The sequence below is a fragment of the Rhizobium sp. USDA 4016 genome, from assembly GCF_056279705.1.
Window position 1 is genome coordinate 2,704,358 of sequence record NZ_JBWCCY010000004.1, and the last position, 26,294, is coordinate 2,730,651.

The 26,294-nt window shown below is 61.3% G+C and carries 30 protein-coding genes and 1 pseudogene; 19 read left to right on the plus strand and 12 right to left on the minus strand.

The features are described 5' to 3' along the window. Positions 1-246 precede the first annotated feature (246 nt). The 3 genes from ACZ9DP_RS29020 to ACZ9DP_RS29030 are packed head-to-tail and all read right to left on the minus strand — an operon-like array spanning position 247 to position 1,525. Positions 247-720 carry an RNA-guided endonuclease InsQ/TnpB family protein gene (locus ACZ9DP_RS29020; RefSeq protein WP_476204345.1) on the minus strand — a complete coding sequence of 158 codons (474 nt, stop codon included), beginning with the start codon at positions 718-720 and terminating at the stop codon, positions 247-249. Next, positions 690-1,199, minus strand: a complete 510-nt coding sequence (locus ACZ9DP_RS29025; RefSeq protein ID WP_476204346.1) for a transposase — start codon at positions 1,197-1,199, stop codon at positions 690-692. The genes ACZ9DP_RS29020 and ACZ9DP_RS29025 overlap by 31 nt, the downstream gene beginning before the upstream one ends. Then, on the minus strand, positions 1,196-1,525 hold the full coding sequence (locus ACZ9DP_RS29030) for a helix-turn-helix domain-containing protein (RefSeq protein WP_476204347.1): 330 nt from the start codon (positions 1,523-1,525) through the stop codon (positions 1,196-1,198). Before ACZ9DP_RS29030 ends, ACZ9DP_RS29025 begins: the two co-directional genes overlap by 4 nt. Before the next feature lie 36 nt (positions 1,526-1,561). Here ACZ9DP_RS29030 and tnpA point away from each other — a divergent pair. After that, positions 1,562-1,948, plus strand: a pseudogene (gene tnpA, locus ACZ9DP_RS29035) (IS200/IS605 family transposase); the annotation flags it as partial. Between the two features lie 117 nt (positions 1,949-2,065). On the opposite strand, the gene ACZ9DP_RS29040 reads toward tnpA, so the two are convergent. Further along, entirely contained in the window at positions 2,066-2,512 is a 447-nt protein-coding gene (locus ACZ9DP_RS29040; RefSeq protein ID WP_022714615.1) for a baeRF12 domain-containing protein, read from the minus strand. A 270-nt stretch (positions 2,513-2,782) separates the two neighbouring features. Between ACZ9DP_RS29040 and ACZ9DP_RS29045 the strand changes: the two genes are divergently transcribed. Then, positions 2,783-3,190, plus strand: coding sequence for a PilZ domain-containing protein (locus tag ACZ9DP_RS29045; RefSeq protein WP_239594845.1), 408 nt, complete (start codon positions 2,783-2,785; stop codon positions 3,188-3,190). A gap of 93 nt (positions 3,191-3,283) precedes the next feature. Continuing rightward, positions 3,284-4,396 carry a pyridoxal phosphate-dependent aminotransferase gene (locus tag ACZ9DP_RS29050; protein WP_476204348.1) on the plus strand — a complete coding sequence of 371 codons (1,113 nt, stop codon included), beginning with the start codon at positions 3,284-3,286 and terminating at the stop codon, positions 4,394-4,396. 139 nt (positions 4,397-4,535) lie between these two features. On the opposite strand, the gene ACZ9DP_RS29055 is transcribed toward ACZ9DP_RS29050, so the two are convergent. Further along, complete coding sequence (locus ACZ9DP_RS29055) at positions 4,536-4,802, minus strand: sel1 repeat family protein (RefSeq protein ID WP_022714612.1); 267 nt, start codon at positions 4,800-4,802, stop codon at positions 4,536-4,538. A 441-nt stretch (positions 4,803-5,243) separates the two neighbouring features. On the opposite strand from ACZ9DP_RS29055, the gene ACZ9DP_RS29060 reads away from it, so the two are divergent. Beyond that, a complete protein-coding gene (locus ACZ9DP_RS29060) occupies positions 5,244-5,582 on the plus strand; it encodes a DUF2147 domain-containing protein (RefSeq protein ID WP_194729303.1) in 339 nt (112 codons plus the stop codon). 518 nt (positions 5,583-6,100) lie between these two features. Here ACZ9DP_RS29060 and ACZ9DP_RS29065 read toward each other — a convergent pair. Beyond that, the gene (locus ACZ9DP_RS29065) at positions 6,101-6,802 is read right to left on the minus strand and encodes a glutathione S-transferase family protein (protein ID WP_476204349.1); all 702 of its coding nucleotides are present in this window, start codon (positions 6,800-6,802) and stop codon (positions 6,101-6,103) included. Between the two features lie 163 nt (positions 6,803-6,965). Here ACZ9DP_RS29065 and ACZ9DP_RS29070 point away from each other — a divergent pair, with 163 nt between their 5' ends. Beyond that, a complete protein-coding gene (locus ACZ9DP_RS29070; RefSeq protein WP_167363805.1) occupies positions 6,966-7,136 on the plus strand; it encodes a hypothetical protein in 171 nt (56 codons plus the stop codon). Between the two features lie 64 nt (positions 7,137-7,200). Further along, complete coding sequence (locus ACZ9DP_RS29075; RefSeq protein ID WP_074067129.1) at positions 7,201-8,706, plus strand: AMP nucleosidase; 1,506 nt, start codon at positions 7,201-7,203, stop codon at positions 8,704-8,706. 6 nt (positions 8,707-8,712) lie between these two features. Here the strand turns inward: ACZ9DP_RS29075 and ACZ9DP_RS29080 are convergent, their stop codons facing one another. Continuing rightward, complete coding sequence (locus ACZ9DP_RS29080) at positions 8,713-8,931, minus strand: hypothetical protein (protein WP_476204350.1); 219 nt, start codon at positions 8,929-8,931, stop codon at positions 8,713-8,715. A gap of 155 nt (positions 8,932-9,086) precedes the next feature. Here ACZ9DP_RS29080 and ACZ9DP_RS29085 point away from each other — a divergent pair, with 155 nt between their 5' ends. From ACZ9DP_RS29085 to ACZ9DP_RS29100, 4 genes are read left to right on the plus strand one after another with little or no spacing between them, the layout of a single operon-like run. Continuing rightward, complete coding sequence (locus ACZ9DP_RS29085) at positions 9,087-9,437, plus strand: YciI family protein (protein WP_194729300.1); 351 nt, start codon at positions 9,087-9,089, stop codon at positions 9,435-9,437. An 11-nt stretch (positions 9,438-9,448) separates the two neighbouring features. Further along, positions 9,449-9,808, plus strand: a complete 360-nt coding sequence (locus ACZ9DP_RS29090) for a YciI family protein (protein ID WP_194729299.1) — start codon at positions 9,449-9,451, stop codon at positions 9,806-9,808. A gap of 3 nt (positions 9,809-9,811) precedes the next feature. After that, a complete protein-coding gene (locus ACZ9DP_RS29095; RefSeq protein WP_476204351.1) occupies positions 9,812-10,171 on the plus strand; it encodes a YciI family protein in 360 nt (119 codons plus the stop codon). 3 nt (positions 10,172-10,174) lie between these two features. Beyond that, positions 10,175-11,419, plus strand: coding sequence for an RNA polymerase sigma factor (locus ACZ9DP_RS29100; RefSeq protein WP_194729298.1), 1,245 nt, complete (start codon positions 10,175-10,177; stop codon positions 11,417-11,419). Here ACZ9DP_RS29100 and ACZ9DP_RS29105 read toward each other — a convergent pair. Beyond that, entirely contained in the window at positions 11,387-12,349 is a 963-nt protein-coding gene (locus tag ACZ9DP_RS29105) for a lysylphosphatidylglycerol synthase domain-containing protein (protein ID WP_239594859.1), read from the minus strand. The two genes, ACZ9DP_RS29100 and ACZ9DP_RS29105, sit on opposite strands and share 33 nt — an antisense overlap. Positions 12,350-12,423: 74 nt before the next feature. Between ACZ9DP_RS29105 and ACZ9DP_RS29110 the strand changes: the two genes are divergently transcribed. From ACZ9DP_RS29110 to ACZ9DP_RS29120, 3 genes are read left to right on the plus strand one after another with little or no spacing between them, the layout of a single operon-like run. Next, a complete protein-coding gene (locus tag ACZ9DP_RS29110; RefSeq protein WP_194729296.1) occupies positions 12,424-13,437 on the plus strand; it encodes a glycosyltransferase family 2 protein in 1,014 nt (337 codons plus the stop codon). Beyond that, the gene (locus tag ACZ9DP_RS29115) at positions 13,434-13,562 is read left to right on the plus strand and encodes a hypothetical protein (protein WP_476204353.1); all 129 of its coding nucleotides are present in this window, start codon (positions 13,434-13,436) and stop codon (positions 13,560-13,562) included. Before ACZ9DP_RS29110 ends, ACZ9DP_RS29115 begins: the two co-directional genes overlap by 4 nt. Positions 13,563-13,575: 13 nt before the next feature. Next, the gene (locus ACZ9DP_RS29120) at positions 13,576-15,072 is read left to right on the plus strand and encodes a glycosyltransferase family 39 protein (RefSeq protein ID WP_476205496.1); all 1,497 of its coding nucleotides are present in this window, start codon (positions 13,576-13,578) and stop codon (positions 15,070-15,072) included. Here ACZ9DP_RS29120 and ACZ9DP_RS29125 read toward each other — a convergent pair. Continuing rightward, positions 15,069-16,436: an aspartate aminotransferase family protein gene (locus ACZ9DP_RS29125; RefSeq protein WP_074067121.1), complete on the minus strand. Its 1,368-nt coding sequence runs from the start codon at positions 16,434-16,436 to the stop codon at positions 15,069-15,071. The genes ACZ9DP_RS29120 and ACZ9DP_RS29125 overlap by 4 nt on opposite strands. An 83-nt stretch (positions 16,437-16,519) precedes the next feature. Between ACZ9DP_RS29125 and ACZ9DP_RS29130 the strand changes: the two genes are divergently transcribed. Next, a complete protein-coding gene (locus tag ACZ9DP_RS29130; protein WP_476204354.1) occupies positions 16,520-17,875 on the plus strand; it encodes a glutamine synthetase family protein in 1,356 nt (451 codons plus the stop codon). Positions 17,876-17,969: 94 nt separating this feature from the next. After that, complete coding sequence (locus ACZ9DP_RS29135) at positions 17,970-18,836, plus strand: nickel-binding protein (RefSeq protein ID WP_476204355.1); 867 nt, start codon at positions 17,970-17,972, stop codon at positions 18,834-18,836. On the opposite strand, the gene ACZ9DP_RS29140 is transcribed toward ACZ9DP_RS29135, so the two are convergent. After that, complete coding sequence (locus ACZ9DP_RS29140) at positions 18,802-19,746, minus strand: diacylglycerol/lipid kinase family protein (protein ID WP_194729292.1); 945 nt, start codon at positions 19,744-19,746, stop codon at positions 18,802-18,804. The two genes, ACZ9DP_RS29135 and ACZ9DP_RS29140, sit on opposite strands and share 35 nt — an antisense overlap. Before the next feature lie 312 nt (positions 19,747-20,058). On the opposite strand from ACZ9DP_RS29140, the gene ACZ9DP_RS29145 reads away from it, so the two are divergent. Continuing rightward, on the plus strand, positions 20,059-21,276 hold the full coding sequence (locus tag ACZ9DP_RS29145) for an MFS transporter (RefSeq protein ID WP_074067118.1): 1,218 nt from the start codon (positions 20,059-20,061) through the stop codon (positions 21,274-21,276). On the opposite strand, the gene ACZ9DP_RS29150 is transcribed toward ACZ9DP_RS29145, so the two are convergent. Further along, positions 21,247-21,639: a winged helix-turn-helix transcriptional regulator gene (locus ACZ9DP_RS29150; RefSeq protein ID WP_074067117.1), complete on the minus strand. Its 393-nt coding sequence runs from the start codon at positions 21,637-21,639 to the stop codon at positions 21,247-21,249. The two genes, ACZ9DP_RS29145 and ACZ9DP_RS29150, sit on opposite strands and share 30 nt — an antisense overlap. A 104-nt stretch (positions 21,640-21,743) precedes the next feature. Between ACZ9DP_RS29150 and ACZ9DP_RS29155 the strand changes: the two genes are divergently transcribed. Both ACZ9DP_RS29155 and mgtE read left to right on the plus strand, forming a co-directional pair. Beyond that, positions 21,744-22,757 (plus strand): zinc-binding alcohol dehydrogenase family protein, encoded by a 1,014-nt coding sequence (locus ACZ9DP_RS29155; protein WP_476204356.1) that lies wholly within the window; start codon positions 21,744-21,746, stop codon positions 22,755-22,757. Positions 22,758-23,026: 269 nt separating this feature from the next. Beyond that, positions 23,027-24,403, plus strand: coding sequence for a magnesium transporter (gene mgtE / locus ACZ9DP_RS29160; RefSeq protein ID WP_239594870.1), 1,377 nt, complete (start codon positions 23,027-23,029; stop codon positions 24,401-24,403). A gap of 347 nt (positions 24,404-24,750) precedes the next feature. Here the strand turns inward: mgtE and ACZ9DP_RS29165 are convergent, their stop codons facing one another. Continuing rightward, positions 24,751-25,224 (minus strand): Lrp/AsnC family transcriptional regulator, encoded by a 474-nt coding sequence (locus ACZ9DP_RS29165; RefSeq protein WP_074067114.1) that lies wholly within the window; start codon positions 25,222-25,224, stop codon positions 24,751-24,753. A 145-nt stretch (positions 25,225-25,369) separates the two neighbouring features. Between ACZ9DP_RS29165 and ACZ9DP_RS29170 the strand changes: the two genes are divergently transcribed. Continuing rightward, on the plus strand, positions 25,370-26,275 hold the full coding sequence (locus tag ACZ9DP_RS29170; RefSeq protein WP_476204357.1) for a DMT family transporter: 906 nt from the start codon (positions 25,370-25,372) through the stop codon (positions 26,273-26,275). Positions 26,276-26,294 lie beyond the last annotated feature (19 nt).

Consider the following 26,294-nt stretch of genomic DNA (forward strand, 5'->3'; position numbering starts at 1 on the left):
CCGCAAAGCGAGTTCTCCCCAGGTAAGGACGCATTCCTTCCCTGCACGACCGCCGGATTTACGCCACCGACCCGTTGGTCATAAGAGCTTCGCGGTAACGTGCCCGCTCGCCCTGATCGGCAACGCCTCATATCCAGTTCTTGTCCATCGGCCCGCAGGTTCGATCCACGCTTCCTCCCCACAGTTGGTCGCCCTTCTGCAGTTGCGCTTCACTTCGCTTGCCATGACCAGCTCACGGTGGGACTTTCACCCACTAGAATGCGCCCATGCTGGGCGCACACATCTTCCCCCGCTTGAAAGCGGGGGATTTCCGAGGGGGCGCGAAGCTCCGCCGATGGTTATCGCTTCAACGGAGAGCGGCTGCCCTTCCTCCACGATCATAGACGCCGTGTTCCGACGCAGGATGTTGATTGCAGCATTGTGGTCGGCATGGGCGCGCAAGCCGCATTGGCAACAGCGGAAAGACGCTTGGCTTTCGCGGCTTTCCCTGTCCACGGCTGCGCAGGCCGAACAGGTCTGCGAGGTGTGGCGGGGATCGACCTTGCACAGGTATCCGCCCCGTTCTTCGAGCTTGTAGGCCAACACGGTTTCAAAGCCGTGCCAGCCTTGTTCGAGGATCGCCCGGTTCAGGCCCGCCTTCTGGCAGACGTTGGTTGCGGGCGCGTCCACGGTTCCCCTGGCGCTGCGCGTCATGTTGCGCGTGGCGAGGTCTTCCAGCACGACCGTTGCGAAGCGACGGCAATATCAAGACTGGCCTTGTGCCGCCAATCCTGCCGGATGCGGGCAGCACGGGCCTGCAAGGCGGCAACGCGGCGGCGGGCCTTGGCGTGGCGACGCGACCCGCGCTTGCGCCGCGCCAGGACGCGCTGGGCGCTGCGCTTCCTGGGCTCGATCTCCGCAAGGCCGGCAGGCATCCACCAATGCTCCCCGGTCGAAAGCGTCAGCGTGTTCGCCACGCCCCGGTCGATCCCCACGGCGGGCAAATCGTTTTGCGGGACGGCATGGTCAATTTCGCAGGCGAAGGCGATGTGCCAGCCGTTCGCCGCCAGGCTCACCGTCACATTCATGGTCTTGCCACGCCGGCGCCGCGTGTCGCGGAACTTCACCCAGCCGATCTTGGGAAGGCGCGCGGCGGACCACTTGCCGTTCAGGCGCTTGACCTTTATCTCCCGCCCCTGAAAGCGGAAGGCGCCGTTCACGCCCTTCTTGCGGGGCGCGAGGGATATCCTGCGCGCCCGGCGAAGAAGTTGGCATACGCCTTATCCAGATCGCGCAGGGCCTGCTGCTGGGGCGTCACATGCACGGCGGCAATCCAGTCGAACGCGGCCCGCAGTGCGGTCAATTCCCGCGTCTGGGCGATGGAGTTCAAGCGGTTCCCGGTCTGCCGCCGGTAATGCCGCCACCAGTCCCTGCGCTGCTCCAGCGCCAGATTATAGACCAGCCGCACAACACCCGCGAACTGCCGCAACAGGACTTCCTGTTCGGCGGTCGGAGCGAGCTTGTAGCGGAAAGCGCGGTGGATCATGTTACGATTCTATCAATTGCTCCAAGGAGCGCAACCGTGGATCGCACCGGCAGGCATGTCGTCTACATGCTCCATGGTCATTGGGTCTTTGTCACGAAATACCGCCGTGACGTTCTGTCAGAACCGGCAATCGGCGACCTGCGGCGCATCTTCGCCAAGCTGTGTCGCGACTTCGAGGCCGAATTGATCGAATGCGACGGCGACGACGATCATGTTCACCTGCGGGTGCATGACCCTCCGAAGATCGCCCTGTCGAAGCTGGTCAACAGCCGCAAAGGCGTATCCAGCCGACGTCTGCGCGAGAGCCGCCGGGAAATCACCGGGCGCTGCCACAACGGCGTTTTGTGGTCGCCGTCCTCCTTTGCGGCAAGCTGTGGCGGCGCACCGCTCTCGGTGATCGCCGAATATGTCAAATCCCAGCGGCAAGCGGCCCAAGGCCGCTCTCGCGTTCCTCCCCGGCCTGAACGCCGGGGTATCCCGCGAGGTTCACGATGAAAAAAGCGCGAGCCTTTTGCCCGCGCTCTTCTTCCGGTGATACGATCACGCAGCCAGGCGGCGCTCGATCTCATCGACCGGCATGTTGGTATAATCCTTGGGGACTTCCGCGGAGATGGCTGCCTGCGCTTCGGCACTCAGGTTCGGTCTCAAAGTACCGAGCGCCTTGGGCGGCGCAACCAGGATGATGCGGCTACCGTTCCTTTCACGGACCAGCTTATCCAACTTCGCGGCGATCCGCCTCAAAAAATCGGCTTCCGCCTGCTCCTGCCAGTCTGTTTGCTCCATGGCGCTGCCGCTCGTGCCGTCAGGAGCATGGGCCCGTCCTGGCTTATCGGTGCCGAGTTCGCGGGTGGGCTCGCTTGGTTGGCTCAGCGTTTCATGCACCTGCAGGTTCATGAGAAGCGCATTGCCTGCATTGCGCATGATCAAAGCCTTCGCACCATCACAGACCACGACCCATGATTCCCACGGCACTTTGATGTCAGCCATTTTCGTTTCCTCTTAAATGATAATTCGAAGCGAAATGCTTCATCGACAGAGGCAAAACGTACAGTAATTGAAAGAGTTCGGAGGGTCCACGCATAAATCGATTCGGATATGTGATCCGATGCCTGAACGAACGAAATCAGGCCTGTGCACTTAAAACAAAATTAGCTTTCATTAAAATTATCTCGATCCGTTTGACGAATGCGAAAAACATTCATGTGACGCTATGCGACAACAGGGCCAGGATGAGCTTGGCCCAGGGAGAGCCGCGTCATGTCCATGCTCCGAGCAACCCACCTTGCTACGGTCAGATCGGAAGTTTACGACGTACGCTGGGAACAGTTCAACGTGCGGCGCCCGGCCCGCATCGTCGCCATCCGCCCGTGCCTGACCGGCATCTCGCTTCGAAGCGCGGAGATCCTGGATATTTCCCGCGGCGGCGCCACCTTCGTCGTCTCGTCGGCGGCCGGGCTGCCGAAACACTATTATCTCAATATTCTCGGCCTTGCCTATCGCATCGGCTGCGCGGAGGTCCACCGCAACAACGAGCGCATCGGTGTCCGCTTCATCAACACGCTGGACCCCGAAGTGCTTCGGCGCGTCGTGCGCGCCGACTTCATGGCCGGCAATCTCGAAGCGATCGAAGCGTATCGCGCACCGCGTATCGAAAGCAGACCGTAAGCTACGCGCGCGATAGAATAATCTTCCTTGCCATGAGGATGGCAGCGCCTATTGTTGGCGCGATTTTTCATCATCCCTGGAACCTGCATTTCGATGTCCGCCTTCTCGCGCTTCACGCCGCTGGTCAGCGTCCTTCCTTCCACCGTTCCCTTTGTCGGCCCCGAAGCCATCGAGCGCCAGCGCGGCCTCAAGGTCGAGGCCCGCATCGGCGCCAACGAAAACGGCTTCGGCCCCGCGCCCTCCGTGCTTGCCGCGATGCGCGAGCAGGCCGGCGATATCTGGAAATACAACGATCCGGAGAACTTCGATCTCCGCGAGGCGCTGGGTGCCCATCTCGGCGTGACGGCTGCCAATATCGCGATCGGCGGCGGCATCGACGAACTCCTCGGCCAGATCGTCCGCATGGTGATCGAACCGGGAATGCCGGTCGTCACGTCGCTCGGCGGCTATCCGACCTTCAATTTCCACGTCGCAGGCTTCGGCGGACGGCTGGTGACAGTGCCCTACGTCAACGACCGCGAGGATCTCTCCGGCCTGCTCGATGCGGTGAAGCGCGAAAGCGCCCCGCTCGTTTACTTCGCCAACCCGGACAATCCGATGGGAAGCTGGTGGGATGCCGACAGGATCGTCGCCTTCGCCCGCGCCCTTCCGGAAACCTGCCTGCTGGTGCTCGACGAGGCCTATAGCGAAACCGGCCCTGCCGGCTCACTTCCCTCGATCGAGGCGCTGATCGGCCTGCCGAATGTCGTGCGCACCCGTACCTTCTCGAAGGCCTATGGTCTCGCCGGGGCACGCGTCGGCTATGCCATCTCGACGCCCGGCACGGCGCTGGCCTTCGACAAGATCAGGAACCATTTCGGCATGAACCGGCTGGCGACGGCGGCGGCACTTGCCGCGCTCAAGGATCAGGCCTATCTCGCCGAGGTCGTCGGCAATATCCATGCCGCGCGCGAACGCATCGCCTCGATCGCCCGCGCCAACCAGCTTTCGCCGCTGCCGTCGGCCACGAACTTCGTCGCAATCGACGCCGGACGCGACGGTACCTATGCCCGCTCAATCGTCGACGGGCTGATGCAGCACGGCGTCTTCATCCGCATGCCGGGTGTCGCGCCGCTCAACCGCTGCGTCCGCGTCAGCGTCGGGCCGGAGCGGGATATGGCCCGCTTCGAGGAAGCGCTGCCCCAGGTTCTCCGCTTGCTGGACTAAATGGAAAGACCGCGCCGGCCTTGTTCCTGCCGGTCGCGGATTCCGTTCTCCCGGCCCCGGCCCCGTCCAAGGCGCCCCGCCAGTCCCCTCTTTTGAGGTTGTTATTTCTCTCAATTGTTCCTTCGCGCCGGAGACGGTCTCAGTGGACCGTCATCCACTCACGGGCGGCGCGGAGTGCCGCGGCGAGCTGCATCTTGTCCATCGTGGCGGCGACATCGGCGCGAAGTTCGGCAGCACGGTCGTTGCCCTTGATCGCGGCGATGTTCAACCACTTGTGCGCGGCGACGAGATCAACGTCGCAGCCGCGGCCCGTTGCATACATCAGGCCCATTTCGCAGAAGATATCGGCGTTGTTGTCGCCACCCATGGTGGCCATTTCAGCATTGTGCATTTCAAAGCGTGCCATCGGTTTAATCCCTGTTTAGTCTGTTATCGACTTGCCCTGTTTTACCTTCCAGGCCCTGCCGTCTATCGCAGCTTTCGGTCCCTTCGGTCCGGCGGGTTTGCCCCGCTCGTTTGATGGCTCCACTATGCCGGGACGCTTTCAAAAAACGCCTAAAATGCATGATTAATTTGAGACAAACAAAGTGCAAACGCTTGGTAAAATTGGGTTTTCGTTAAACATCGGAGTCCCTGCGCATTAAGGACTTTCCGGACAATTTTACGAAAGATTCACGTTTGAAAATCAACCTTTCGTTCACCACGAAATCAGTCAGCAAAAAGCTGGCTGGAAACAATTTTGCGAAAAAGCACCTTGGAAATCAGCGAAATTTCACGATTGTCGCCTGTTTACCTTTACGTTCGCGTCAGTTAATTTCGCCGCGCTCAGGACATCAGGGAGGAAAGGATGATCCGTACACTTATTCTCGCCGGCGCCATGGCGCTTTCAGCCAGCCTTGCTTGCGCGGAGGAGCCGATCGTCGGCAACTGGAAGACGGCCTCGGGCGAAACCGCCCAAATCGCTTCTTGCGGCGGCAGCTACTGCGTGACGCTGAAAACCGGCAAATTCGCGGGCAAGAAGATCGGGACACTTGCCGGCACCGGCGGCACCTATAACGGCGAGATCACCGACCCTAAAAACGACAAGACCTACAGCGGCTCGGGAAGCCTCTCCGGCAATTCGTTAAAGATGAAGGGCTGCGTGCTTAAGGTACTCTGCAAGTCGCAGACCTGGACGCGGCTTTAGAATCAAAAGCGGCCGCAAAAACTGCACGGGATCGGTTTCCAAGGAGGTGCTATTGGGCCCAACGCTCGTGAAGTCTCGCGAGCCTGGTCGTCAGGGCCGAAGAAATGCCGGGCGGGCGCCAGCGTGCCCGCATGCAAAAATCGATGACTCAAGATGCCAGAGGATGCGGCTGCAGGGTGTTGCGAGACCGTCAAAGCGTTGTCCAGTAACCAAGGCAGACTGAACAACGCGCGCGCAACATGGATGAACGCCGTCTCCGTGAAAAAACAACCGATCATCGGCAATTTCGGGAAGAGCGGTTTTTAACTTCGTGTCGATAGTCGGCATCATTTCGCTTCACAAGTTAAGGAACTGTTGCAGCCTTTGACTTTTGCAACATTGCCAAGCGACCTTCTGCAACAATCGAAATCCGCGAACTCACGGCTGAAGTATCTTGAACAAGGAAGGCCGCCTAACAACGTGGTTTAAGCGACCTCGCCTTTAATTCGACATTCAAGCCATACCCTTGGGTGCCGCCTTCAGCGGGCGCGCTGGCCAAAGAGAATCTTCTGCGCTTCCTTGTCCTCGGCGAGATTCGCCTGGCGTTCGCGCTCTTCCTTGCCGACTTCGATACCCCTCAAGACCGCCGGGCGCTGATGCATGCGCTCGAACCAGGCCTTGAGGTTCGGGAAATCATTGAGGTTCTGTCCCTGTCGCTCGTAGGGGATCACCCAGCCGATGCAGGCCATGTCGGCGATCGAATAGTCGCCGGCGAAGTAGCCGCGGCCTTCCAGCCGCGTGTTCATCACGCCGTAGAGGCGGTTCACTTCGTTCGTGTAGCGGTTGATGCCGTATTCGATCTTTTCCGGCGCATAGCTGCGGAAGTGGTGCGCCTGGCCGGCCATCGGGCCGAGGCCGCCGACCTGCCAGAAGAGCCATTCTTCCACCTGCACGCGCGTGCGCTCGTCCTGTGGATAGAACTTGCCGTATTTGCGGCCGAGATATTGGAGAATGGCGCCGGATTCGAAGACGGAGATCGGCGCCCCGCCGGGACCGTCCGGATCGATGATCGCCGGCATGCGGTTGTTCGGCGCGATTTTCAGGAAGTCGGGCGCGAACTGCTCGCCCTTGCCGATGTTGATGTACTTCACCTCGTAGGGAACGCCGAGTTCCTCGAGCATGATGCTGATCTTAAAGCCGTTCGGGGTCGGCCAGTAGTAAAGTTCGATCGGTGCGGTCATGAAATCTCCTTTGCGGGACTAGACACATAAGTTGCCAAGCGCCGCCTTCAAGCCGTCGACCATTGTGAACGCCAAATGAACCGGAACCTCAGCACCCGTTCAGCTGGCGTGTGGCAAGAGTTATCTCAACGATAAGACGCATATCGGCCCGAGGAACATGGACGTGCTTATTCTCGCAAGACGCTTCACCGTCATCACGCTGTTCGCGGCGGTTTTCGCGATCACATTTTCGGCAGCGGTCGTGCGCGGCGGCGGGGGCGGAGCACAATCGCATTTCGGTGCGAACTACACCTGCCTCAACGTGACCAGCCCCTTCTGCACCGGCGTCCGCTGAATAATTCTCCCGCCGGCCGAAGGCGCGTCGCTTGCTTGTTAAAAAGGGCAACCTATAATGCGCCATGAGCAAACGAATCTCTCCATTACCTCTTGATATTTCCTCGCCACCTGCCTTTGAACCGCAAAGCTTCGACGATCCAGCGCAGGCCGTCGATGCGCTGACTGCGCTCTACGAACGCAATACCACCTTCCTGATCGACAGTTTTTCGGAGCTTGCCAAGGGCGCGCCGATTACCTCGCGCTACCGCGCCTTCTACCCTCAGGTCAGCATCGAGACGACCAGCTTCGGCCATGTCGACTCCCGCCTCTCCTACGGGCATGTGACGGCGCCGGGCGTCTATACGACGACCGTCACCCGGCCGAAGCTTTTCCGTCACTACCTGAAGGAACAGCTGGCGCTCTTGATGAGGAGCCATAACGTTCCAATCGTCGTGTCCGAGTCCTCGACGCCGATCCCGCTGCATTTCGCCTTCGGCGAGGGCGCGCATGTCGAAGCGTCAGCCTCGACCTTCATCGACATTCCGATGCGCGACCTCTTCGACACGCCAGACCTCAATACGACCGACGACGAGATCGCCAACGGCGAATATATCCCACCGCCGGGCGAGCCCTCGCCGCTTGCCGCTTTCACGGCGCAGCGCACCGATTATTCGCTCGCCCGCCTTGCCCACTACACAGCAACGAGCGCGCAGCACTTCCAGAACTTCGTGCTTTTCACGAATTACCAGTTCTATATGGACGAGTTCTGCGCCTGGGCGCGCGGGACGATAGCCAAGGGCGGCGGCGAGGACGGCTATACGGCCTTCGTCGAGCCGGGCAACATCATCACCCACGCCGGATCGTGCCAGCCGGAAACCGATGCCACGGCCCCGCGCTTGCCGCAGATGCCTGCTTATCACCTGAAGAAAAAGGGCCATGCCGGGATCACCATGATCAATATCGGCGTCGGTCCCTCCAACGCCAAGACGATCACCGACCACGTGGCCGTTCTGCGCCCACATGCCTGGCTGATGCTTGGCCACTGCGCCGGGTTGCGCAACAGCCAGCGGCTCGGCGACTATGTCCTGGCGCACGCCTATATGCGCGAGGATCATGTTCTCGACGACGACCTGCCGGTCTGGGTGCCGATCCCCGCGCTTGCCGAAGTGCAGGTGGCGCTGGAAGCAGCCGTCGCCGAAATCACCGGCTACGAAGGCTTCGAGCTGAAGCGCATCATGCGCACCGGCACCGTCGGCACGATCGACAACCGCAACTGGGAACTACGCGACCAGCGCGGCCCTGTGAAGCGGCTCTCCCAGGCGCGTGCCATCGCGCTCGACATGGAATCGGCAACGATCGCGGCCAACGGCTTCCGCTTCCGTGTGCCCTACGGCACGCTTCTTTGCGTTTCCGACAAGCCGCTGCATGGCGAGCTGAAACTGCCGGGCATGGCGACCGCCTTCTATCGAACACAGGTCAACCAGCACCTGCAGATCGGCATCCGCGCCATCCAGAAGCTTGCGGCAATGCCGCCGGAGGCACTGCATTCCCGCAAGCTTCGCAGCTTCTTCGAGACGGCCTTCCAGTAGGCCATTTCAATTCGCTTCTGCTACCGTGCGATCCGCAACCGTTTGCGGGTCGTCATGGCGTGCGGCCGCAATCTGCAGTCCTGTGATGACCGTTGCAAACACCGCAAAGGCAACCACCATCCGCCCAAGAAACTGGCCAATATCTGTCCCGTCAAGCTCATCGCGAGGCTGCTCCGTGCGGCGCGCCCAGATGAGACTTGCAATGGCGACTTCCAGAACTCCCATGTCCTTCACTCCTTCAATGTTATCGATGGAGCTTTGTCGAATGCGCGCCGCTGATTTCGACAGCCCGGGCGAACAAAGATTTTTTTCTTTGCTGTCGAATTCAGCCTAGTCTCTTCGTCAACATGCTGTGAGAGGCAGGCCGGAGGAGACAAGCGATGAAATATCTGTGTCAGGTGTGGTTCGAGCCATCCGTGCTCGAGCGCATGAGGAACGGGGAGAAGAAGAAGCTCGACAGGGATTCGCTTGGTTATGATGAGGACCTCGTCGCAAGCGGCCACATGATCCACGCCGAGGCTCTACAATCGCCGAAGAGTGCAGTAACCATCCGTGTCCGCAATGGCGAGGTGTCGGTGACAGATGGCCCCTATGCCGAGACGAAGGAACAACTCGGCGGCTTCATCCTGATCGAGGCCAACGATCTGAATGATGCGATCCGTGTCGCAGCCGGTATTCCACTGGCAAAGCTCGGCAGCATTGAAGTTCGTCCTGTCTACACGTTCGGCTGAGGAAGCACGCCATGAAGTTTCTTTGCCAGGTCTGGTTCGATACCGAAAAAAGCAAGCTGGTCCCGCAGGAAGAATGGGAGGCGCTGACGCAGGAATGCATCGTCAGTGACGATCTCTGGCGCGAGCGCGGTTTCCTTCAGGTTGCGCTTGCGCTGCGCGAGCCCGCGTCAGCCGTCACTTTGCGCATCCGCAAGGGCACGACGGTTGCCACGGATGGTCCCTTCGCAGAAATCAAGGAGCACCTCGGCGGCTTCGTATTGCTCGAAGCCAGGGACATGGAAGAAGCGAAATCGATCGTTTCGAGCTTCCCGATCCTGAAATATGCCTCTGTCGAGATCCGCCCTGCCTATTCCATCAAAGACGGAGAGTAGTCGATGCGTTATGTTTGCCTGATCTACAATTCCGCAGACGTTGACGGCACGCTGACGCCGAAGGAGACTGGCGAACTCCTCAGAGCGCATTTCAGCTTCGACGAAGGGCTGCGCCGCAACGGCATCATGCTCCACTCCGATGCGCTGGAAATGCCGGAGAAAGCAACCGTGCTGCGGGTCCGCAACAACGCACTGCAGGCGACCGCTGGCCCTTATGTCGAAACCAAAGAGCATCTTGCGGGTTTCTACGTGATCCAAGCACCGGACGATGCAGCGGCGAAGGAGATTGCCGCACGCATCCCCTCCGCACGCGTCGGCGCCGTGGAACTGCGGCCGGTGCGGATACTCACTTTACCGGAGTAGCATTTGGAGAAACTGATCGAGGACATCTACCGGTCGCAATCGAGACGGGTGCTGGCAACTCTCATCCGCCTGCTCGGCGATTTCGACCGGGCGGAGGAGGCCCTGCACGACGCTTTTGCGGCGGCCGCGCGCGCATGGCCGCGCGACGGCGTTCCCGGCAATCCTTTTTCATGGCTCGTTTCCACCGGACGCCACAAGGCAATCGACCATATCCGGCGGCGCTCGCGCTTCGATGCGTCGCTGAAGGACATCGAAGACAGCCTATACGGCGAGGCCGACGCGACCGAGATCGGCGACATGGAGCTTATCGGCGACGACATGCTGCGGCTGATCTTCACCTGCTGCCATCCGGCCATTCCATCCGACGCGCAGATGGCAATGGCGCTGCGCGAAGTCTGCGGCCTGACGACCGAGGAAATCGCCCATGCATTCCTCGTTCCGGCCCCGACCGTCGCACAGCGGATCGTGCGGGCAAAGATCAAGATACGTTCCGACCGCATCCCTTACGAAGTTCCGGACCTCGACGAACTGCCGGAGCGCCTCGACCGCGTGCTACACGTCATCTACCTCGTCTTCAACGAGGGGTATTCGGCTTCTTGGGGCACAGAAGTGGTACGGGCGGACCTGACGGCCGAGGCGATCCGGCTGGCGCGGCTGGTCGCGGACTTGCTGCCGCACCCCGATGTCGAGGGCCTGCTGGCGCTGATGCTGCTGCAGGACTCCCGCAGGCTGGCGCGGTGCGCTGAGGACCGCAGCCTGATCCTGCTTGCAGAGCAGGATCGATCGACCTGGGATCGCAGGAAGATAGAAGAAGGTCTGGACCTGCTGCGGCGGGCGATGGAACCTAGCGAGGTCGGCCTCTACACTGTCCAGGCCGCCATCGCCGCCGAACATGCCAAGGCCGGAACGCCGGAGGCAACGGATTGGCCGCGCATCGCTGCCTATTACGATCTGCTGATTACGGCGCAGCCCTCGCCGATCGTCGAACTCAACCGCGCAGTGGCGATCGCAATGTCGGAAGGACCGCAGAGAGGGCTTGAGATCATCGACGGCATCCTGGCATCCGGAAAGCTCGGCACCTATCACCTTGCCCATGCCGCACGCGCCGATTTCCTGCGCCAGCTCGGCCGACCGGCGGAGGCGATCACCGCCTATGAACGCGCGCTGTCCCTTTGTCAGCAAGGGCCTGAGCTGGCTTTCCTGCGCAAGAGGATATCAGAGCTGACGGCGGCGCCCGAGGGGCAGTGAGATTGCCGTTCCCGTCAAGGCGGAGACGATGATCAACAGATGTGCGTTGATGCTTGCCTGCGCCAGGGCTGCAAGCGCCGCCTTTCCGCCCGGTGCACCCAAGGCAACGGCGCCTGCGGTAATGCCCGCGGGATAGGTGCCAACGCCGCCCGGCGCATGGACCGGCAGAACCGACGAAAGCTCGCCACCGAGCGCGCCGCCGAAGCTCGCCGTGAGCGGCGAAACGCCCATGAGGCTAAGCGCCCAGGCGAGCACGACGACCTTCACCAGCCAGTTCACCGCCGTCATGGCCCAGGCCCGCGCGAAGGCTGAGGCATTTGCGGGCAGGCCGTTTTCGATCTCCGACAGGAAGCCTTGCGCCTTAGCGGGAAAGAGCCGGAATCCGAAGCGAAGGAATGGCTTGCGGATCAGGAAAGCGGTGATCGGCAAGAACAGGAATGCGGCCCACAAAAGCCAGGCCAGAACGGCACTCGGGGCGGCTGCCGCAAATCCGATGCCGGCTGCGGCAAGCAGCGCGTGCAGATCGAGGAGACGCATGACAAGCAGGGCAGAGGTTGCCCGCGTCAGCGGAATGCCGAATTCCGCGCGCATGAGAACCGGAAAGCTCGTCTCCCCGGTGCGAAACGGCATCATGATATTGAGCAGGTTATGAACCTGCGTCACCCGGAAAAGCGTGCGGAAACTGCCCGCCGTCTCCCGCGGGAAGTAATCGAGAATGCGCCATGTCCGCAGGAAATAGGTACTGGTCAATAATGCAAGAGCCACAAGGATCGGCATCACGCCGACGGCGGCCCATTGGGCGATGATGGCCGACCATCCCCAGAACCACTCGATGAAGGATGCATAGGCTGCGACGATTACGACCGTCAGCAGTGTCATGCGATTGCGCCCGAACCAGGATTGTCGGCTGGCGCCAACCGGAGAGTTCATGTACTAGGCTTCCTGACTTCAGCGGCCAAAACGCCGCTCGACTGGCCGTCACGGCCTTTTAGGAGCAATAACAGTTGCAGACAACGTCAGAGTCGCTGCAAAGCGCAAATGATCTAACGCAGTCGCTCGAACTTTCGCTTGTGGTGCCGGTCTTCAACGAGCAAGAAAGCGTCGGCCCGCTTGTCGAACGCATCTGCGATGCGATGGTCGCCTATCCTTACCGGTGGGAGCTTATCCTGATCGATGACGGCAGCACGGATGCCACGCTCGTCAATGCCCGCAAATATCTAGGGCGTGAAGGGCTGGCGCTCAGGATCGTGGAGTTGCAGCGCAACTTCGGCCAGACCGCTGCGATGCAGGCCGGCATCGACACGGCGCAAGGCCGGCTGATTGCAACGATGGACGGCGACCTGCAGAATGATCCGAAAGACATTCCTTCGATGATTTCCGAACTCGAGCGCCGTGAACTTGATCTCCTGGTCGGCTGGCGCAAGAACCGCAAGGACGGCCTGCTGCTGCGCAAGATTCCCTCATGGTGCGCCAACTATCTGATTGGCCGCATCACCGGCGTGAAGCTGCACGACTATGGCTGCAGCCTGAAGATCTACCGCGCCTCCATCATCAAGCAGGTGAAGCTGATGGGCGAAATGCACCGCTTCATCCCCGCCTGGGTCGCCGGCGTCGTCCCGAGCTCGCGCATCGGCGAAATGGCCGTCACGCACCATGCTCGCCAGCACGGCCAGTCGAAATACGGCATCTCGCGAACCTTCCGCGTTATCCTCGACCTGCTGTCGGTGATGTTCTTCATGCGCTACAAGGCGCGGCCCGGCCATTTCTTCGGCTCGCTCGGCCTTGGCCTCGGAGCACTCGCAACGCTGATCCTGCTTTACCTGTTCTTCGACAAGTTCGTTCTGGGCAACGATATCGGTACCCGCCCGATGCTCATGGTCGGCGTCGTGCTGCTGCTCTCGTCCGTGCAGTTGATCACGACTGGCATTCTGGCCGAGATGATTGCCCGCACCTACTATCGCGACGACGCTTCGCCTAATTACATCGTGCGGCAGGTTTTCGATGGAAGCGACGTTTGAGAGACGGCGGGGCAGCTCTCTGCGGCATCGAACCGGACGCGATCGGCTCGCTGGCGCTCCCGTACCACTTCGGCAAGAGCGGCAACATCTTTGCGCTCGGCTATGTCTGGCTTGAACGGAAATGAAATGAACGAGGACGTGGACAAGGCCCGCAACGTCGACATGCGGTGGTTTTTCGCTGTGCTTGCCGCATATTTTCTCATACAAATCGCCGTTCGCGTGGCGATGCCGCCGACACTCGGGCTCGACGAAGCCGAGCAGGCCTTCCGCTCGCAATGGCTTGCCGCCGGTTATGGCCCGCAGCCGCCTTTCTATAACTGGCTGCAATATGCCGCCTTTTCGATCAGCGGTGTCTCGCTGCTTTCGCTTGCCGTCGTCAAGAATGCGCTGCTCTTCACATCCTACGTGATTTACGGCCTGACGGCACGGATGATCCTGAAGAACAGCGTGCTTGTGGTGGTCGCAACGCTCGGGCTCCTGACGCTTCCGCAGGTCGCATTCGAAATGCAGCGCGACCTGACGCATACGGTCGCGGTGTTCTTCTCCGGCTGCGTCTTCCTCTACGGATTTATCCGATCGCTCAAGAAGCCGGATGTGCTCTCATATCTCGTGACCGGCATCGGCATCGGCATCGGCCTGCTGTCCAAATATAATTTCGCCCTTCTGCCCGCTTCGGCGCTCTTGGCGGCACTGCTCGATCCGCAGATGCGCAAGCGCGTCTTCGACTGGCGCATGGCCCTGACCACAATCACCGCTCTCGTCATCGCACTGCCGCATCTCTTCTGGCTGAAGGACAATCTCGGTTTCGCAACGGCCCGGACACTGAAAAAGCTGACCGACGGCGGCAATGCGAGCTATGTCGTGCAGGTCGCCATGGGTTCAGGGTTGCTCGTTCTGGCAGTGATTGGCTTTTGCGCGGTCACGTTGCTTGTCTTCGCGATCGCGTTCGGCAAGCCGTTTCTCTCGGCCTTCTCCGGCAGGTCGCAGTGGACGCAGCTCCTTGAGCGCATTATGCTTTTTTCCATCCTTGGCATCCTGCTTCTCGTCATTTTCGGCGGAGCGGCCCATATCAAGGATCGCTGGCTGGTGCCGCTCTTCTTCATCTTCCCGCTTTATCTTTGCCTGAAGATCGAGGCATCGAATGTTGCGGTTCTAAATCCCTTGCGCCGCCTCGTACCGGTCGTCGCGATAATCATGATCGCCGTTCCAAGTATTCTCTTCGGACGCATTGCAGCTGCCACTTTGAACGGCGATTACGAGCGTTTGAACGTTCCCTACGCGCAGCTCGCCGCAGCGCTCCGGCAACAGGGCGAGCCTGCCGCTATTCTCGCGGAAGGCAGCCTGCTTGCGGGGAATTTGCGGAAGGACCTTCTTCCGGCGACCGTGATTTCAACGGACTATCCAGGGTTCAAGCCTACGGTCTCGATCTCGAAGGAGCGCCCGCTGCTCGTTGTCTGGCCGCTAAGCACTGCACAAGGCAATGCCCTGCCCGCCAAAGCCGCCGAGTGGCTAAAATCGGTGCCGGAGCTCGGCAGCATCGCGCCCGAGGTTTCGACGATCGAGGTTCCGTATTACTACGCCCGCAACGGCGATTCCTATCGTTTCGGCTACGCGTGGGTCGCGCCCGCGGATTAGATTTTCAGTTCCTTCCACGCCGCATCCAGCGCGATCCTTGCGATCCGTGCCATTTCGTCCACCTCATCATGAGTGATGACAAGTGGCGGGGATGCCAGCATGCGGTCGCCGGTGGCCCGCAGCACGAGGCCGTTCGCGAGTGCATGGTTGCGGACGAGCGCTCCGACCGCGTCGGGCTTTTCGAATCGGGTGCGCGTCTTCTTATCGGCAGTAAGCTGCAGGCCGCCCATCAGGCCGATGCTCACCGCTTCGCCAACGAGGTCATGGTCGCCGAGAGCGCCCCAGGCTTTGGCAAAGTAAGGACCGATGTCGCCGCGGACGCGCTCGACCAGCTTTTCGTCCTCGATGATGCGCAAGTTCTCCAGCGCCGCGGCAGCGCAGACCGGATGGCCGGAATAGGTGAAGCCGTGGTTGAAGTCGCCGACCTCGTTGATCAGCACATCGGCGATGCGACCGCTGACCAACACGCCGCCGATCGGCAGGTAGCCCGATGAGAGACCCTTGGCGATCGGCGCCAGATCTGGCTCGACGCCGAAATGCTGATGGCCGAACCATTCGCCGAGACGGCCGAAGCCGCAGATGACTTCGTCGGCAACGAGCAGGATGTTGCGCGCCTTGCAGATGCGGTCGATCTCCGGCCAATAGGTCTCGGGCGGGATGATGACGCCCGCCGCACCCTGCACCGGCTCTGCGACGAAAGCTCCGACATTCTCCTCGCCGAGCTCATCGATCTTCGCCTCCAGTTCGCGGGCCACCTTAAGGCCGAATTCGGCGAGCGAGAGGTCGCCGCCCTCGCCGTACCAATAAGGCTGGCCGATATGGACGATGCCGGGAATCGGCAGGTCGCCCTGCTCATGCATATATTTCATGCCGCCGAGGCTGGCACCGGCAACCGTCGAGCCGTGGTAGCCGTTCTTGCGGGCGATCACGATCCTCTTCGAAGGCTTGCCGACCGCACTCCAATAGACGCGCGCCATGCGGAACCAGGTATCGTTGGCCTCTGAGCCGGAGCCGGTGAAGAAGACATGGTTGAAGCGCCGGCCGGCATGCGCGGTTACCTTTTCCGCAAGCAGCGTCGTCGGCGTGCTCGTGGTGCCGAAGAAGGTGTTGTAGTAAGGCAGCTCGTTCATCTGCCGCGCGACGGCATCGGTGATTTCCTTGCGGGCGTAGCCGACATTGACGCACCAGAGCCCGGCAAAACCATCCAGATACTTCTTGCCGTGGTTATCCCAGATGTAGACGCCCTCGCCGCGCTGGATGATGCGCGTGCCGTCGGCATTCAGCTTCTTCATGTCGGAAAAGGGATGCAGATGGTGGGCGGCATCGATGGCGGCGAGATTTGAGCGCTGGTAAGTATCGGACATGATTTGCAAAACACCTGCGGAGATTGAACGGGCCGTCTCAATGAGCTACGACCTTGGCCTTGTCCGAGGGGATTTTCAAGATCATGACGGCCGACATCATGCATGGCAATGCTGCGACAGGCGAACCGAGGATCGAAATCCTGCTGGTCGGCATGAACGGGGATTTGCGCGGCAAGCAGATCCCGCTGGATGCCCAGAAGAAAATCTGGGAAGGCGCGGTGCGTCTCCCCTCCTCGACGCAGTCGCTCGATATCTGGGGCGACGATAACGACGACATCACCGGCCTGTCGCTGACGATCGGCGATCCGGACGGCAATTGCATCGCCGATGAGCGCAGCCTTGCGCCGATGCCCTGGGCGACGCCGGAAGGCTCCATGCAGGTGCTGGCAACCATGCACGAATTCGACGGCAGCCCGAGCTTCATGGATCCGCGAGCGATCCTGGCAGCGGTGCTGAAGCGCTACGAAGAGCGCGGCCTCACGCCGGTCGTCGCGACGGAACTCGAATTCTATGTAATGGAACAGGACTGGCGCGATACCGGCCGTCCCTCGCCGCCGAAAAGCCTGACCTATCGCGGCGAGCCGAACGGTTTCCAGCTCTACGACATGAGCGCCGTCGATGCGCTCGACGATTACCTGCAAACGGTGCGCGCCTATGCCAAGGCGCAGAACCTGCCTGCGGAGGCGACGACGGCCGAGTTCGGGCCTGGGCAATTCGAAATCAACCTGCTGCACCGGCCGGATGCCTTGGCCGCCGCCGACGACTGCATTTACCTGAAGCGCATCGCCGAACAGGCCGCCCGCAAGCACGGCCTCAAATCGACTTGCATGGCCAAGCCCTATTCCGAACATGCCGGCTCCGGCCTGCATGTGCATGCGAGCGTCATCGACAGGGAAGGCCGCAATATCCTCGATGCAAAGGGCGGTGAGCCGAAGCGGCTGAAATCCGCCTGCGCCGGAATGCTGAACACGATGCGCGAGGCGCAGCTGATCTTTGCGCCTTTCGCCAATTCCTACCGCCGCTTCCAGCCGGGCTCCTTTGCGCCCATCGACCTCACTTGGGGCACCGGCCATCGCGGCACGGCGATCCGCATCCCGGATACGTACGGGCCGGCAGCGCGCATCGAGCATCGCGTCGCCGGCGCAGATGCCAATCCTTACCTGCTGCTTTCCGCCATCCTCTGCGGCATGCTGCTTGGCCTCGACGACGATCTCGACCCCGGCGAGGAGACGACGCCGTCGCATGTGCCGGAAAACACGGCTCGGCTGACGCATGATTTCCTGACGGCGGTGGAAGCCTTTCGCGCATCGCCCTTCATCGCCGACATCTTCGGCGAGCGCTATCAGAAACTCTACGGCGACACCAAATACAAGGAAGCCATCACCTATCTGCGCACGGTCTCGGACTTCGACTACCGGACCTATCTGCCGCGCGTCTAAGGCTTGCCGGCAGCCATCTCAAAGGTGGACCGGGCGGTGTCCAAGTCGTAGAATGAAACGTTCTATAAGCGGAGGTTTCCGAAAGGAGCGCGCAATGGCTATCTTCATGGACCGGCATGAACTCACGGGAACCACAGCCGCCGACGTTGCCGAGGCCCATCGCAGGGATCTCGAGATTCAGGACCGGTATGGCGTTAAGTTCCTCACCTACTGGTTCGACCAGCGGCGCGGGACCGCATTTTGCCTCGTGGACGCGCCCGACGCGGAAACCGCTCAATGCGTGCACCGTGAAGCGCATGGCTTCGTCGCCGGCGAGGTTGTCGAGGTCGCGTTGTCGGCGGTCGAGGCGTTTCTTGGCCGAATTCACGACCCCGAGCCGGCGCCTGGACAAGCCTCAGGTGAGATGGATTCCGGCCACCGCGCCATCCTGTTCACCGACATCGTCGGCTCGACCGCGATGACATCGCGCCTTGGCGACCGCATGGCGACCGAACTGGTCAGGGCGCATGACTCGATCGTGCACAGATGCCTCAGCCGCTCTTCAGGCCGCGAGGTGAAGCACACCGGTGACGGCATCATGGCGACATTCGCCTCGACAGCCGCAGCCGTCGATTGCGCCAGGACGATCCAGCAGGAATTCAAACGTTACAACCGCGGAAACCCCGAGCCGATTCATGTTCGCATCGGACTGGATTGCGGCGAGCCCGTCGAGGACAGCAACGACCTGTTCGGCTCCACTGTGCAACTTGCAGCACGCTTGTGCGCGGCCGCCTCCGGCGACCATATCCTCGTGTCGGAGAATATTTTTCGGGAGTACGGCACCGCTGATCTTTTCACGCATGCGACGCGGCGGCGTTTGAAAGGATTTTCGAAGCCCGTGCTGGCATTCCAATGCGACTGGGCCGATGCTGGCGTGAAGAGGCAAACTAAGCCGCAGGCTCCCGCCGCTCAGCCTCATTGACCTGCGCGGCAAGGCCCTGCTTGACCAGCACCTTCAACTCTTCGGGATGCAGCTTGATGGAAATGTCGCGTTCGAGCGGCAAAAGCTCGCCGTCCATGACGCAATTGGCCTTTGCCCTCAGCTTCGGGAAATGCAGATGTACTTCGGCCGGATGCATGACCATCACATCGGCATTTTCGCGCACCTTGCCCCGCAGCATATCGACGGCAAGACGGGCGACGCCGATCGGCTTCAGCGGTTTTGCGGTGTAGAAGCCAAGCTCGCCGCTGCGCAGGTTATCGGCGTAAAGAAGCGCGTTCTCGCCGAAGGGATTGTTGGAGACCGAAACGGCCGATACGCGGCGCGTCTCGCGCACGCCTAGCGCCTGGAATTCGACTTCGAATTCCGGCGGGTTGAGCACTACGCCGAAGGCTGCGCGGACGCTGGCGCGCATCTTGCCGAAACGGGAGCGATAGGTGAAGGAGTTGCGGTATCGCACCATGCGCGCATGAAGCCCTGCCGAGAACTGATGGATAAAGGGCCGGCCGTTGGCGCTTGCTATGTCGACATGATCGACCTCGCCGGTGGCCAACACATCCAGCGCCTGCCAGATATCGAGCGGCACTTTCAGCGAGCGGGCGAAGAGGTTCATGGTTCCGGCCGGTACGACACCGAGGGCGACGCCGTTCTTCCAGGCAATCGAGGCGGCTGCCGAAATCGTGCCGTCACCACCGCCCGCGACGATGCCGTCGATATCGTCGCGCCGGGCGGCCCGCTCCATCGCGGGAACGATCTCCTTGCCGGAAAAGACGATGGCCTCGAAGTCATGTCCCGCTTCCCGGAAGGTCGCCTCTGCCCGCTTTTCGTAGGCCTCCATATCGGTGGTGCGGAAGGTACCACCGTCTCTATTGAAAAAACCTACAAGCTTCATCAGGCGTGCCGTTCCTCGCGTCGTGGCGTCTCATCAGTGCCTCTTAAGATGGTTGGACCCTCTTCGTTTTCAAGCGCGGCATGCCTGTGACCGACGTATCTGCGAGGCGTCCAAGCGCAAATATTGCAATGCACGTATGCACATAGCAGGACGCTGCACTGCGAAAAACGCACTCGACCCTGACGGCGCGATCACCCATGATTTCAATGATGGAGACTCTTGATCTCCGTCTCCCGCCATAGAACGGCCGACATCCGCCTCAGCGCCCGCACTTCGGATGGTTTGCCCTGCAGACATGCCTCAGGAGCTCGCGTGAGCCAGATCGCCGTAGACGATTCCATCGATTCCAGTCCGGCTTGCGAAGCCCCCTCGCCGATGGCGATCGCCCTGGTGCAGCTGGCGCTCGCCTGCGGCGGTTTTGGGATCGGCACCGGCGAATTCGCCATCATGGGCCTGCTGCCGAATGTGGCGGACACGTTTTCGGTCACGACCCCGCAGGCGGGTTATGTCATCAGCGCCTATGCGCTCGGCGTCGTCATCGGCGCACCGGTGATCGCGGTCCTCGCCGCCAAGATGACACGCCGCTCACTGCTTCTGCTGTTGATGGGCATTTTCGCGGTCGGCAATATCTTGAGCGCACTGGCCCCAACCTTCGAGAGCTTCACCGTGATGCGCTTCATCACCGGCCTGCCGCACGGCGCCTATTTCGGCGTCGCCGCGATTGTCGCTGCTTCGATGGTGCCGGTGCACAAGCGAGCGCGAACCGTCGGCCGGGTGATGCTGGGTCTGACGATCGCAACCCTGCTCGGCACGCCACTTGCTACCTTCTTCGGCCAGTCGCTCGACTGGCGCGTCGCCTTCACCTCCGTCGGCGTTATCGGCCTCGTGACCGTGGCGCTCATCTGGTACTACGTGCCGCGCGACCAGGTCGCGGACGGTGCCAGCTTCCTGCGCGAGCTCGGCGCCTTCAAGCGTCCGCAGGTGCTCTTGACGCTCGGCATCGCAGCCGTCGGCTATGGCGGGATGTTCGCGATGTTCAGCTATATCGCCGGTACGACCATGAAGGTCGCGATGCTGCCGGAGAGCATGGTTGCCGTTATGATGGTCCTCTTCGGCGTCGGCATGAATGCCGGCAACATCGTCGGCTCATGGCTCGCCGACAAATCGATCATGGGAACGATCGGCGGCTCGCTGGTCTTCAACATCGTCGTGCTGACGCTGTTTTCGCTGACGGCATCAAGCCCCATTATGCTGGCGATCTGCGTGTTCCTCGTCGGCTGCGGCTTTGCGGCCGGTCCTGCGCTGCAGACGCGGCTGATGGACGTCGCCGCCGACGCGCAAACGCTTGCCGCCGCCTCAAACCACTCTGCCTTCAACATCGCCAATGCACTCGGCGCCTGGCTCGGCGGCCTTGTGATCGCCTGGGACTACGGCTTTGCGGCAACGGGTTATGTCGGCGCCGTGCTGTCCTTGTTCGGCCTCTTCGTCTACGCCGCGTCGCTACGCCTGGAGCGCAGCCGGCGCGCATGAAGGATCGCGCAGTTCGTGGCCTTCCGGGCGGCAGAAGACATATTCTTCACCCCAGGCCGCCAGTGCGCGGATGACCGGCTTCAGCGTTTCGCCAAGCGGCGTCAGCGCATATTCCACACGCGGCGGCACGACCGGATAGACCGTGCGCGAGACGAGGCCGGATTCTTCCAGTTCCCGCAGCTGCTTGGTCAGCATGCGCTGCGTCACCGCCGGCAGCTTCCGGCGCAATTCGTTGAAGCGCAACGTTCCGTCCATGAGGTGGAACAGGATGACGCCTTTCCATTTTCCATCAAGATAGCTCAGCGTCGCCTCGACCGGACAGCCGGGGAAATTCTTCGTCAGCTTGGCGCGGGGCAACGACATTATTACAGTATCCTTTTTGGTACTACGTACAGAATTTGTGCATTCTTGCAGTCTTCGAACATAAGACGCATCTAGCCTGCGTGCAACGAACATAGGAGGTTTCCATGCGCGCCGTCGCCTACAAGATCCCGCAGCCCATTTCCGCCGAGACATCGCTGATCGATGTCGACCTGCCCGTTCCGGAGGCGACCGGGCATGACCTGCTCGTCGAAATCAAGGCCGTCTCCGTCAATCCGGTCGATGTGAAAGTGCGGGCACATTCGGCACCACCGGCAGATGAAGTGAAGGTTCTCGGCTGGGACGCAGCCGGCATCGTCAAGGCCGTGGGTCCGGATGTCACGCTCTTCAAGCCCGGAGACGAGGTGTACTATGCCGGTGCGATCAATCGCCCGGGCTCGAACGCAGAATTCCATCTCGTCGACGAGCGTATCGTTGGCCGCAAGCCGAAGAGCCTCGATTTCGCGGCCGCCGCCGCACTGCCGCTGACTTCGATCACCGCCTATGAAGCACTGTTCGACCGATTGAAGGTTCAGGACGCGGTGCCGGGCGCTGCTCGCGCTCTCCTCGTCATCGGCGGTGCCGGCGGCGTCGGCTCGATCGCCATCCAGATCGCCCGGGCGCTGACCGATCTGACAGTCATCGCAACCGCCTCCCGTCCCGAAACACAGGTCTGGGTGAAGGAACTTGGCGCGCACCACGTCGTCGATCACTCGAAGCCGATCGCGCCGCAGGTTGCGGCTCTCGGCATCGGGGCTCCAGGCTTCATCTTCTCGACAACCAACACCGACAGCCACATCCCCGACATCGTCGAGGCGATCGCACCGCAGGGCCGTTTCGCGCTGATCGACGATCCGAAGTTCCTCGACGTCGTGCCCTTCAAGCGCAAGGCGGTTTCGGTGCATTGGGAGCTGATGTTCACACGGCCGCTCTTTTCGACGCCCGATATGATCGAGCAGCATAACCTCCTCAACAAGGTGTCGGAGCTTGTCGATGCCGGCAATATCCGCACGACACTCAGCGAAACCGTCGGCGCGATCAATGCTGCCAATATGAAGAAGGCGCATTCGATGGTCGAGAGCGGCAGAATGAAGGGCAAGGCAGTACTCGCCGGCTTCTGACCAGCATCGATAATCCGCGCATATTGCCGCACCCCGGGTGCGGCATTTGCTCACAAACCACCGCCGCTTGACTTTTCTCGATCGGAGGAGCAGGTCTTACGGCACGCGGATCACAGCGCTTTTCCGCGGAAAATCAACGGAGCCATCAACCCGATGCCAAGCGACAGTAGCAGTCGATTGCCCTTGCCGTACGCGGCCGCCGTGCGCTGACCGACTCCTGTCGGGCTCGCCCGCCGGACGCTGCGGCGGATCGACGGAAAGGCGAGCCAGTGAACATCAATCGCTTCCCCCTGCGGGCAGGCCATGCTGCCCGTTTCTTCACCCACGACAGCCTCGGAGCGGTCACCACCGCAGAGCGCGTCGAGCGTCTCAACATACTCGACATCCCGGAGGCAGCGGCCATCCTCGCCACGCTTCCGCAGCAGAAGGCCGTCCGCATTCTCGGCAGGCCGGAGCTGCACAACGCTGCCGCAATTCTCGCCGAGATGCCGGTCGAGCACGCCGCGCGGCTGCTCAACGCCACCGCAAACGATCGTGTCGCCGATCTCTTCCATGAATTGGACGAGGATTCCCGCGCGACCCTTTTCGCGAAGCTCGACCGCACGACGGCGCTCGCCGTCAAGCACCTGATGGGCTATCCGCCGCGCACGGCCGGCAGCATCATGACGACCGAGTTCGTCAGCGTGCCGGACGCCTGGACCGTTGCCGAGACGCTCGACCATGTTCGCCAGGTCGAGCGCTCGCGCGAGACGGTCTATGCGATCTACGTTCTCGACGCGGCAACGCAGCGGCTGACCAATGTCGTGACACTGCGCCGCCTCATCACCGGCGAACCGCAGGCATCGGTTTTCTCCGTCGCGCACAAGGGCGGCCTCGTTCGCTGCGATCCGCTGATGACGCAGGAGGACGTCGCCCGGCTGATCCGCAAGCACAATCTGCTGGCGCTGCCGGTCGTCAGCGACGACGGCCACATGCTCGGCATCGTCACCGTCGATGACGTCATCGACACGATGATCGCGGATACGACCGAGGACGCCCAGAAGTTCGGCGGTATGGAAGCCCTCGGCAAGCCGTACATGAAGATCGGTTTTTTCGGCATGATCCGCAAACGGGCCGGCTGGCTTTCGGCCCTTTTCCTCGGCGAGATGCTGACGGCAAGCGCCATGCAGTATTTCGAAGGGGAGTTGGAGAAGGCGATCGTGCTGACGCTCTTCGTCCCTCTCATCATGAGCTCGGGCGGCAATTCCGGATCGCAGGCGACGTCGCTCATCATCCGTGCCCTGGCGCTCGGCGAGCTCAAGCTTTCGGATTGGTGGCGCGTGCTCTTGCACGAGTTGCCGACCGGTATCGTGCTTGGCACCATCCTCGGGCTCGTCGGCTTCGGCCGCATCGTGCTGTGGCAGAAAATCGGCCTCTACGACTACGGCGAGCATTGGCTGCTCGTCGGCCTCACCGTCTTCGCCGCGCTGATCGGCATCGTCACCTTCGGCTCGCTCTGCGGCTCGATGCTGCCGTTCCTGCTGCAAAGGCTTCGCCTGGACCCCGCCAGCGCGTCGGCACCGTTCGTCGCGACGCTGGTCGACGTGAGCGGCCTGGTGATCTACTTCTCCGTGGCCCTGCTCATCCTTAGCGGGACGTTGCTTTAGGCAGGCTATTCCCCTTCTTCTGGCGAGAAGGGGGTCTGGGTGGCTCGTCCTCAGAGCGGGTAAGGGTTGAGCGACGAAGGAGCGAGCAAGGAGACGAGCGGCATGCACAACGTTGCTGTGTTGTTGAGTGCCTTCACCCTCCTTCCTCATCCTTGCTTGCCACAGGGATCCAGCAGCGCCATGTCCTGACCTGTTCAATGAAAAGGGTCACGGCGGACGCCCCATGGCTAGATTCCTGTCACAAGGACATGAATGAGAAAATCCAGGGTGAGCTCTCGGCACCACCAAGGCTCGCTCACATGTTGCCCTCCATCTGTTTTACCGGCTGACTTGGCGAGCGTGCAGATCTACCTCCCCTTGGGCAGCTTCAAAGGCCCGTTGGTCTTCATGCTGCGGATGGCGAAGTTCGAGCGGATGTCGCTGACGTTCGGCAGCGTCAGCAACGTATCGGTGAGAAGCCGCTCGTAGGCAGCAAGGTCCTCCACCACGACTTCTGCCAGAAAATCCGCGCTTCCAGAAATCAGGAAACAGGAAACGATCTCCGGGATCGCAAGGAGAGCCGCCTGCTGGGATTCCGAATTTTCGCGGCTGTGATGGGCCACTTTGAACTCGACTAAGACCGTCAGCCCCAGCCCCACTTCCTTTCGGTCGATATCGGCGCGGTAGCCGCGGATCACACCCGCTTTTTCCAGGTTGCGGATCCGCCGCAGGCAGGGCGACGGCGAGAGGTTTACCTTTTCGGCGATTTCGACGTTAGTGGCGCGTGCATCCTCCTGCAGGCATTCGAGGATGGCCAGATCGAATTTATCGAGATTTGGCATATTTTCTAACTTCAGCCCTCATTGTTGGCAGATCATTGCTGCTAGCATGTTTTTGGCGCTACAGATAGCAAGGACATGCCCTGACCATCGGGCCTATCTTTTTCTTGGTCGGACAGCGCACCGAATGACAAGAAAGGATAGACCGATGACCAGCTTCAGCATCGCCAACGAGAAATCCCCATCCCTCATCGCCGGTTACGCGGGCGCAACCGTCACGGTGCTCATCTGGGCGACGTGGCTTCTTGCGACCCGCCACAGCGCAGCAACGCCGCTCGGCTCGATCGATATCGGACTGATCCGCTACGGCATTCCTGCGCTTGCCCTTTCGCCCGTTTGGCTCAAGACCGGCCTGCTGCCGAAGGGCGTTCCGCTGCATCTGCTGGCATTGATGGTGACCGGCGCAGGTGCTGTCTTCTTTCTCGTCACCACACTTGCCATCCATGCGACCCCGGCAGGTTCGTCGGGCATCCTGCTCGGCGGCTCCATGCCGCTTGCGACGGCACTCATCGGCATATTCATCTTCGGGGAGCGGCCGGATATTACCCGCAAGCTCGGCCTCGCCGCGATCGTCTGCGGCGTGCTGATCCTGCTTGTGCAGAGCCTTTCGGATGCATCGCTGCCGTGGACGAGCTTCGTGCTTTTGCCGGCCGGCGCCGTTCTTTGGGCAAGCTATACGCACGCCTTCCGCCACAGCGGGCTCACCGCCATCCAGGCGAGCGCACTGATCGCCATCTGGTCGTTCCTGATCATTGCAGCGCTTGCCACCGGCTTCGGCACCTCGCCGACCCGGGCAAGTGCTGGAGATCTCGGACTACAGGTCCTGAGCCAGGGCATCCTGTCCGGCCTTGTCGCCATGGTTGCCTACGGCACCGCCGTCAAAACGCTGGGCGGCACGCAGGCGGCTGCCTTTACGGCGATCACGCCGGTGTTGGCAACGCTTGGCGGGGGCGTCCTGCTGGGCGAGGAAATCGGCCTGGCGGAAATCGCAGCCGCTGTCATCACAGGGATCGGCGTAGCATTGTCGACGGGCATCGCCGCCCGTCAGCGCTGAATGAGACTCGGACACAAAG